We start from the raw sequence: 8,151 nt of genomic DNA, 5'->3' as shown, positions 1-8,151 counted from the left end.
TCTCAAGGGCGATTTCCGGTGGTGTTTGCGGGAGCCCTAGTTCCTTGATTGCTTTGCTGCAATCATAATGCATTTTGTACTTCGCCATTTTGATGCCTTCCAGGGGAATGCGAGGCTGTAGGTCTGTAAGATTCGATATCCATTGGTTTAAGTAGGCGAGCGGTAAGATGGCCAGGCGAGGCAGCTTGATCGAAGGGGCCTTCACGCCGGTCAGTTTGCTCAAGATTTCGAAGACCTCGTGCAGCATGAGATTCTTGCAACCCAGGATATAACGCTCGCCTTGACGCCCCTTCTGCATGGCGAGCAGATGGCCCATTGCCACATCGTCGACGTCGACAATGTTCATGCCGGTTTCGATGTAGGCCGGCATGCGGCCCTTCATGAAGTCGACGATAACCTGTCCGGTCGGCGTCGGTTTCACGTCGCCGGCCCCGACGGGAGCACTCGGATTCACGATCACAACCGGCAAACCCTCTTTTGCCAGCTTCAGAACCTCTTGCTCGGCCAGGTATTTGGATCGTTTGTAATGTCCGGCCATCTGATCGAGTGAGACCGGTGTCTCTTCTGTGCCCAGCCCTCCGTCGTGCGGGAGGCCTATGGCGCCGATCGTACTGCAATAGACTGTGCGCTCGATGCCGACATCCCGCGCGGCTTCGAGCAGGTTGCGGGTGCCTGTGACGTTGATCTCGTAGAAGATCGACGGGTCTTTGGCCCACAGCGCATAGTGCGCAGCGACGTGATAGAGCTGTCGGCAGCCGGCTAGGGTCTTGCGCAGCGACGCCGGGTCACGCAAGTCACCGGTGAGCCGTTCTACGGGAAGACCTTCAAGGTTTTGGAGATCGGCATCGGTACGTACCAATACTCGGACGTCCACGCCGGCGCGAACGAGCGCGCGCGCGACCGCCCCTCCGACGAATCCGGTTGCCCCTGTGACGAGGGCTTTCATTGCGCTTGTTCGCCGGTTAGGGATAAATGGTATAGAGCAAGGGGCAGCATTTCGAAAATTATGAGCTTACACGACATGCATCACTGTAGTTTTCCGCGCGCCGCTTGCTTCCCCGACATTAGGAGCGGCGCGAGGTAATATACTGCGCGATCTCGCGCAGTGGATCCGCGGAGGGGCCGAAGGACGACAACCGACTGATCGCGCGCGTCACGCAATCGTCGGCTAGTTTCTTGGCACCATCGACACCGTAGAAGGTTGGATAGGTTTTTTTCCCACGTTCTGCGTCCGTATTCGGATTCTTGCCAAGTTCCTCGCGGGTTCCCGTGACGTTCAGGACGTCGTCGGCGATTTGGAAGGCAAGGCCAATGTCCTCGGCATAGCCCGTCATGTCCTCGAGCTGCCGGGCCGACGCGCCGCCGACGATGGCACCCATGCGAACAGCTGCGCGAATCAACATGCCGGTCTTGTGCTTGTGGATGTTTTGCAGCGTCGGTAGATCGATGTCCTTATTCTCCGCCTGAATATCGAACACCTGTCCGCCTACCATACCGAGATTGCCGGACCCATACGCCAATTCCTGGATAATCTGCACTTGCCGTATCGGATCATTCCCTTTCATCAGCTCCGGACGGCTGATAAGGTCGAAGGCCATTGTGAGCAGTGCATCACCGGCTAAAATGGCCATCGCTTCGCCGTAGATCTTATGATTCGTCGGCTTCCCTCGTCTGAAATCGTCGTTGTCCATAGAGGGGAGGTCGTCATGAATCAACGAATAGGTATGAATCAGTTCGAGTGAGCAGGCGACCGCCATGAGGCCAGGAGGGTTCGCGCCCAGTGCTTCTGCCGCCGCGATCGTGAGAATCGGGCGGACCCGTTTCCCGCCCGCCATCAGGCTGTAACGCATGCTTTCGTGTAGGCTGGTAGGCGGGGTAGAAGCAGGAGGCGTCACTTCGTCCAGATAGCGGTCCACCGCCACGCGTTTCTTCTCGAGATAATCCTTGATATTCATAGAGATAATTACGGTTAGCTGAGACAGGTTATCAGACGGCGCGGAGAGTAACAAATGGGTTGAATGGAGTCAAACAATGTACGCGGCTCATTGCAGAAGGCCGGTGGAGAAATAAAAAGAAGTCACGCTCTAGTCTCAAATCCGCTCCACGGTTTTTCATGCGCTTGTTATTCTCCGGACTCCTTGGCTATACTCCCTGCCCATGAGTATCAGAAAAGCCGGCGGTGATTGGGAGCCGATGCTGCTGGGGATCGAACCCCGCTATTGTAAAGTCTGCAAGCAGGGTTTGTATCGGGACAAGACGCTGTTCCGCGGCGGCTGGTCTCGTTGCAGTGTTTGCGATGAATTTGTCCACTACAGCTGCTTGGCCAGTGGAAAGGTTTCGTTCTTGAAAGCCCGGCCCCGCATCTGCAAAACCTGTCGAGCCGCTCAAGCAGGCGCATCGGTTTCTTCCGTCGCCGAGGGTGAGACTCCAGCCGCCGTAGGCTCGTGAACTCCGCTCCACAGCCAAGTTCCGTTCAGGCCCGTCCGAATTGGCATCATCTCTTTGCCCAGGTGGTACGCTTTGCATTGGCACCGGCGGTGATGCTTTTCAGCGGGTTCTTTACCGCGAACTTTTTTATCAGCGGCCAATACACCTGGCCAAGGACCAGTCGCGCATTCGCCCTAACCCTTACGGTCCTCGTTCTCTCCTATGAATTTGTTTACAAAGAACAGCGATCAAGAACGGGTTCAGGGGAGCAAGCACGCGCAGCAGTGTTGTACTCTTGTGTGATTCCCTATCTTGTCGGCGTCCTGCTGATGCTGGCGCTTTGGAAGTTGTGACCGGTACTCGATCATGGGGAGAGCAATGGCTCAGGTCTTTCGCAGCGGGGCCTTTCTCCAGCAATGTTGGGCGGTCCATCCACTTTGCCTAGTTGTCAAACGGATTGATGACAACAACCGCCTGATCCTCGGCTGCACTTCCTGCCGGTCCGCTCACCATCTGGTGCTGTCGTCTGTGGTCGTAAGAGCCTCAGCCGTGCAGGAGGATGCAGGGGATTCGCCGACAAGCGGTCCTTATGGACCGGAAGGGCTAGCGCAACTCGACGACTGTGTCGCGACCCATACTTCAGCTTTGTCTCTTCGTGCAATGGACGTGCTGGAGGACAGCGCAATGCTTCGTTGCGCCGAATGCCGTCGGCATTATGCGCTGACGGTATCCTCGTTCGAAACTCATCAAAAGTGACCGGCTTCCTTTCAGCGTGTTTGCGAACGCGGTTTCTTCAATGGCAGATACCTCGACCTATTTTACAGATGAAGAAATAAGGCTTCTCGCGGATGCGGAATTCTTCCGTAAAAAAGCCAGGATTTCTGGAAAGATCCGCGTGCAACTCGAGTCCACCCGTGAGATGTTGCGGCTCGAACTCAGCCGTGCTGCACTCTTGACTCCGGCAGATTTCAACCCTGATTGCGTACAGTTTGTGAAAGGTGAGCACCTGGAACACTTTCCGTACCAGTATCTCGATTGTCCGAAGCATTTTCATGGCGTGGAGAAATGCAGCTTCCGAACATTGTTCTGGTGGGGGCACCATGCCGCATTTGCTTGGATCCTTGAAGGTTCTTTGGTGAAGCGATACAAGAAGAACCTCATCGATCGGTACCATGCCATTGCAGGGCGAGAGTTGGAATTGTCGATTGCTCCGACGTTGTGGGAATGGAAGCGAGGTGAGGGGTACACGTTGCCGGTCACACACGATCGGAAGGCACGGATCGGTGCCGTGGTTGCAGAGCGCTCATTCCTGAAGATAGCCCGCTTCGTCACACTGGATGATGCTCGGATCCAAGGCGGAGAATTGGCCAGCCTCGCGCGCGAGTCCTTTGGGGCCATGCGGCCTCTCCTGTCTCCGTAATTGTGCCATGGCGGGGATTTCGGTAGACTAGCGCGCATCGTTCACAAGGAGCATGGTAGCAGTGAAAGGATATTGAGCCGTAAGGAGGTTATTGTGAAGAATCCGCTATGGCAACTGGGCACGGGGTTCGTGTTGTCTATTGCAGTCTTGACGCTTGGGGGTTGCGGAGGGACGGGACAAACCGTTTACCTCGACATTGTCCCCAAATTGCAGCCTGGTCCTTTGGTAAAGTCGGAACCAGTGAAGGTCGTCATCGAACCATTCGAAGATCGGCGGGTCGAAAAGAGTCGGGTTGGAACGCGCACGCACTTATGGGGGGGAGCCACGTTCTTCAATGTTTCCGGAGACAAGCCTGGTGAGGTATATGCTCAGGCGTTTGCGGAGCGGTTGAGGACCAGAGGCTGGGGAAACCGTTCGTGGAACGTGCGGGTCGCTCCTGCCGGGACAGTGAACGATGCTGACATCGTGATCACAGGACAGATCTTCGAGTTCGCCGCGAACGCAAAGAGCCGGCTCTTCTCAACGTACATTACGGCCAGCAGCAAGCTTACGATCTCTGCCAACAACAAAGTGGATGGTACCAGCACGATCCGGAGCCTCGAAGGCGAGCAAAGCGATACCGTTTTCTGGTTCAACGAGTCCGATGTCCAGCGCCTGCTAACTGAGACGCTGCAGGACACGATCGTTCGATATATTACGGACACCAATATTTCCAAGGGAGCATTACGCCCGGTCCGATGATGGATATGGCGGGTGGTGACGCTGGTGCGTGAACGCCGCTGGGAAACCTCCGCGCCGATGACTTTTGCACAGGTGTTGGAGGTCGGTGAACGTTTGGCCGCACTCGGGCTTCATCCAGCCGTTCCCGCCAAAGACATCATCTGTTACGTTGAAGAATGGACCGTTGATTCCCCTCAAGATTTCGACGAGTTGGATGCCTGGGCGACCGAGGACACGACTCTCGTTCATGTCCGGGAAGGGTGGCGGGGAGATTTCTTCCTCCTAACCGGGGCCTACCACACAACCTACCAACGGTATCAAGATGTCGGGACCTACTGCTCAATCAGCCATCCCTGGCGGATCCGTGAACAGATGAAGTTCCATGAAAGCCGGGGCATGTTGTGGATTGGTTTCAGACACGCCCATTCCTTCATTCGTGTTCGTCTTCAAACAACCGAGGTCATCACGCCCGGTGAAACAAGAGGGGATGGACAACGGCATCACTGGCTAGAAGAGCGGCGCACAGCCTTTCTCGAAGCCATTACAACGATTGGATTGCCGGTTGAAACCGCGATTGAGAAAAATCAGGTGGTGCTTCATCCCAGCGATCCCTCAGCGCCGTTTTTTTGTTCCTGGCCAGACGCGTTCGGCCCTTGCCAGTTCGAATACAATACAGCCGACGCATTTGAGTTTCTCGTTCCTGGGACCCAACTCGCCGCTACCTGCTCGACGGAACCCGTCGGGGTTCGTGCCTACCTGACGGGATTTTCAGAGGCTGCATTGGAAGATTTCCAGGCGATCCTACCCCCGGCCCGGCTGGTCTACCGCTGTTCCGTTCACTGCCCTTTTGACGATGTCCCGGAAATCCGTTCGACGATCGAGCCGGATGGCCGCCTCTATGCCACGATCTGCGAATTTCAAAGTCAGGAACTTCTTCCCGGGGGGGAAGATGCGTCGGCGATTGTCGGAATTGTCGGGTCGAAGGCAGGTTTTGCGATCGAAGTCCGTCTGAACAAGGCGCCGTTGAAGGAGGAACTAATGGCTGGATGGTTGGAACGGCTGATCGGACATCCGGTTATCTATGCGCCGCTTCCGGCCTTCGTGTAAAACGGGTTAAGTCCAAGGCTGAGGCTGAGTTCGGACCCCTCTGCGATTAGACTCGACCGAAGCGACACTAGCCTTCATGAAACGAACTTTTCGTTGATCAAATCCAGACGATTCCGCAGAGTGGAGTCATGAGTCCACTCTCCAGGATGCAGTCACTGCTGGCCAGCCCCTATATGCCGGCGGTGTTTTTCCTCTCGGGGGTGACTTACGACACGCTCACGCTGACACGGATCGATCGCCTTCAGGACAATCTCATTCTTCTCATCTATTTGTTGCTTCTCGGCCTGCTCATCGTACTGATTGGCAGGCTCGGCATCGAACCTCCGCCGGACGATGAGAAAGTGGCATCGCTGCCGCCTGTTTTCCGGTGGGTGCTCCGGAGCAGGCCCTATTATCCAATGGCCAGCCAATTCCTGCTGGGCGGGCTCTTCAGCGCGTACACGATTTTCTATTTTCGAAGCGCGACCCTCACGACAACAGCCATCTTTTTCGCCGTCCTCATCGTCCTGCTTGTTGCTAACGAATTTCTTCGCGACAGGCTGTCGAACCTCAAGCTTCTCGTGAGCCTCTATGCGCTGACCTGTTTTGCCTTTTTTACCTTTTTCCTGCCGGTCATGACCGGATGGATGAATACCCCTGTCTTCTTGTTCGGAGCGGGGTTGAGCGCAGCGGTCACGTTTCGCGTCGTGCAATTGATTTATAGGAACAATCCGGAACGGTCGAGCCAAGAAGCCGTTGCGGTGCAAACCCCGGCCTTCGCCTTGATCGGGCTTTTGGTGGGTTTCTATTTTTTGAATTGGATCCCTCCTGTTCCGCTCTCGATGAAGTTCGGCGGGATCTATCATGAAGTGAAGCGAAGCGGCGAGAAGTTTGAACTGTCGTTCGAGAAGGAATGGTATGAAGTCTGGAAGCAGTCGGATACCACATATCCGGCTGACGAGCCGATCTATTGCTTTACAGCTGTCTTTGCACCGGTAGCGTTAAAGACGACAGTCTATCACCACTGGTACTTCAGGCGTGATAGCAGCATGTCCTTTACCCACACCGACAAGATTCCACTTCCAATCTCCGGCGGACGCGAAGGCGGCTACCGCGCCTATACCTTTAAGCAGCGGTTGGACCCTGGCGAGTGGCGCGTAGATGTCGAGGCCGAAGACGGGCGCATCATTGGGCGGGTCTCGGTAACAGTCGAGCAAATGGACACATCGAAGCCAAAACTGGCGACGATATGGTATTGAGGCTTGCTGTGAAGTTCCTCAGCGGTCTCAAACTGCTTGAACAACGTGACGGCGAGGGGAAATCTGCGGAGGAGGGCGACCGAGTCATATACAAACAACATGCGGCTCTTCCTCAACAAGGGCGATGAGGTCCCGCTGAATGCCAGGCAAGCAGCATATCTGCCGAAGACCATGCTGAGAATCGATAACGGCGTCACATTCGTCGATCACACGATAAGACTGGGGCGACGGGAAGTGATTGCCGGTGTCGAATACGGGCTGATGGGCATGAAAGTCGGTGGCTATCGCAAGGTCCGCATCAGCCCGCACTTGGCCTATCGCGAGAAAGGAATCCCCAATCTTATCCCCCCACACGCAGTGTTGCATTGCGAACTCTGGTTGCGAGAGATTGTGCAAGAAGCGTAGAGTTCCCTGCTCATGAGCCCGCGAACGTTGGATTCTTGTCCCTCAAGCCCAAACTGCGTGTCGACGCTAGCGCCGGCTACGGATGAACGGCACGCGATAGCTCCGTACCGCTATACAAAACCACGCGCCGAAGCGAGAGAGGCGCTGAAGGCGGCGATTGCTGCTCTGCCCCGTACGAAACTCGTGGAGGAAGACGAGGTGTATTTGCGCTACGAATTCACCAGTCTTCTATTCCGCTTCGTCGACGATGTCGAATTTGTTTTCGATGATGCGTCAAAGACCATTCACTTCCGCTCCGCATCCCGCACCGGTTACGGCGACCTCGGCGTCAACCGAAAACGCATGGAGGAAATCCGGTTGCGCATCGTGGGGAAACTCTAGTTCTGACGCTCGCGCATACCTTTCCAGGTAACACGACTGCCTGAGTGTCTTCGGCATCTTTTTTACGCCCGGAGGAGAAGAAGGCCGCAGAAGAGGGTGAGGACTGGACGGGCTAGCCTCAAAAAGCAAGGGACCTAATGGCCAGGGGGTGTCGGCTTCGGGCCGAGACGCGTCGTATGCTGGAAGATGCATTTCGGGCAGGTGTAATGGACGAACTGTCCGCTCGCCACTAGCCGCTTTCTCATCGGGACCTTGCACCAGGTGCAAAGCCGGTCCGGTGGCTCAGTGGATGTTGAGCCGGGATGGGAAGCAGCGGCTGTCATGGGCGGCATTGTCTCCGAGGGCGGAGAAGCTTGTCAACCAAGGAGGCGTCGCCGACACGTTTCCGGAAAAATATTTTTAGTCTGGCACCTCATGCAAAATAAAACATGGTATATTTCATCAATTCCACTC

The 8,151-nt window shown here is 55.6% G+C and carries 11 protein-coding genes; 9 read left to right on the top strand and 2 right to left on the bottom strand.

Annotated features, from left to right (window positions below; all coding sequences use genetic code 11):
* Together hpnA and ACWVCN_RS01365 are read right to left on the bottom strand one after the other, a co-directional pair.
* Window positions 1–946, bottom strand: a 946-nt coding sequence (hpnA, locus tag ACWVCN_RS01370) for a hopanoid-associated sugar epimerase (protein WP_455243713.1), incomplete at its 3' end; no start/stop codon positions are given.
* A 118-nt stretch (window positions 947–1,064) separates the two neighbouring features.
* On the bottom strand, window positions 1,065–1,955 hold the full coding sequence (locus ACWVCN_RS01365) for a polyprenyl synthetase family protein (protein ID WP_455243712.1): 891 nt from the start codon (window positions 1,953–1,955) through the stop codon (window positions 1,065–1,067).
* 202 nt (window positions 1,956–2,157) lie between these two features.
* On the opposite strand from ACWVCN_RS01365, the gene ACWVCN_RS01360 reads away from it, so the two are divergent.
* The 9 genes from ACWVCN_RS01360 (at window position 2,158) to ACWVCN_RS01320 (ending at window position 7,698) form a co-directional block, all read left to right on the top strand.
* The gene (locus ACWVCN_RS01360; RefSeq protein ID WP_455243711.1) at window positions 2,158–2,448 is read left to right on the top strand and encodes a hypothetical protein; all 291 of its coding nucleotides are present in this window, start codon (window positions 2,158–2,160) and stop codon (window positions 2,446–2,448) included.
* Window positions 2,445–2,780, top strand: coding sequence for a hypothetical protein (locus tag ACWVCN_RS01355; protein WP_455243710.1), 336 nt, complete (start codon window positions 2,445–2,447; stop codon window positions 2,778–2,780). Before ACWVCN_RS01360 ends, ACWVCN_RS01355 begins: the two co-directional genes overlap by 4 nt.
* 25 nt (window positions 2,781–2,805) lie before the next feature.
* The gene (locus ACWVCN_RS01350; protein ID WP_455243709.1) at window positions 2,806–3,183 is read left to right on the top strand and encodes a hypothetical protein; all 378 of its coding nucleotides are present in this window, start codon (window positions 2,806–2,808) and stop codon (window positions 3,181–3,183) included.
* Window positions 3,184–3,223: 40 nt separating this feature from the next.
* Entirely contained in the window at window positions 3,224–3,847 is a 624-nt protein-coding gene (locus ACWVCN_RS01345; RefSeq protein ID WP_455243708.1) for a hypothetical protein, read from the top strand.
* A gap of 93 nt (window positions 3,848–3,940) precedes the next feature.
* Window positions 3,941–4,588, top strand: a complete 648-nt coding sequence (locus ACWVCN_RS01340) for a hypothetical protein (RefSeq protein WP_455243707.1) — start codon at window positions 3,941–3,943, stop codon at window positions 4,586–4,588.
* Between the two features lie 15 nt (window positions 4,589–4,603).
* The gene (locus tag ACWVCN_RS01335; protein WP_455243706.1) at window positions 4,604–5,674 is read left to right on the top strand and encodes a hypothetical protein; all 1,071 of its coding nucleotides are present in this window, start codon (window positions 4,604–4,606) and stop codon (window positions 5,672–5,674) included.
* Between the two features lie 128 nt (window positions 5,675–5,802).
* A complete protein-coding gene (locus ACWVCN_RS01330; protein ID WP_455243705.1) occupies window positions 5,803–6,912 on the top strand; it encodes a DUF2914 domain-containing protein in 1,110 nt (369 codons plus the stop codon).
* Window positions 6,913–7,011: 99 nt separating this feature from the next.
* The gene (locus tag ACWVCN_RS01325; protein WP_455243704.1) at window positions 7,012–7,317 is read left to right on the top strand and encodes an FKBP-type peptidyl-prolyl cis-trans isomerase; all 306 of its coding nucleotides are present in this window, start codon (window positions 7,012–7,014) and stop codon (window positions 7,315–7,317) included.
* Window positions 7,318–7,329: 12 nt separating this feature from the next.
* A complete protein-coding gene (locus ACWVCN_RS01320; RefSeq protein WP_455243703.1) occupies window positions 7,330–7,698 on the top strand; it encodes a DUF1499 domain-containing protein in 369 nt (122 codons plus the stop codon).
* The last annotated feature ends 453 nt before the right edge of the window (window positions 7,699–8,151 follow it).

Source organism: Petrachloros mirabilis, assembly GCF_975968855.1.
Note: the sequence above shows the minus strand (reverse complement) of the source record. Positions and strands in the feature narration are given on the sequence as shown.

Excerpts from the sequence above, each read along its gene's own strand:
- ACWVCN_RS01365 (WP_455243712.1), bottom strand. The coding sequence starts at position 1,955 with ATGAATATCAAGGATTATCTCGAGAAGAAACGCGTGGCGGTGGACCGC.
- ACWVCN_RS01360 (WP_455243711.1), top strand. The coding sequence starts at position 2,158 with ATGAGTATCAGAAAAGCCGGCGGTGATTGGGAGCCGATGCTGCTGGGG.
- ACWVCN_RS01350 (WP_455243709.1), top strand. The coding sequence starts at position 2,806 with ATGGCTCAGGTCTTTCGCAGCGGGGCCTTTCTCCAGCAATGTTGGGCG.
- ACWVCN_RS01345 (WP_455243708.1), top strand. The coding sequence starts at position 3,224 with ATGGCAGATACCTCGACCTATTTTACAGATGAAGAAATAAGGCTTCTC.
- ACWVCN_RS01330 (WP_455243705.1), top strand. The coding sequence starts at position 5,803 with ATGAGTCCACTCTCCAGGATGCAGTCACTGCTGGCCAGCCCCTATATG.
- ACWVCN_RS01325 (WP_455243704.1), top strand. The coding sequence starts at position 7,012 with ATGCGGCTCTTCCTCAACAAGGGCGATGAGGTCCCGCTGAATGCCAGG.
- ACWVCN_RS01320 (WP_455243703.1), top strand. The coding sequence starts at position 7,330 with ATGAGCCCGCGAACGTTGGATTCTTGTCCCTCAAGCCCAAACTGCGTG.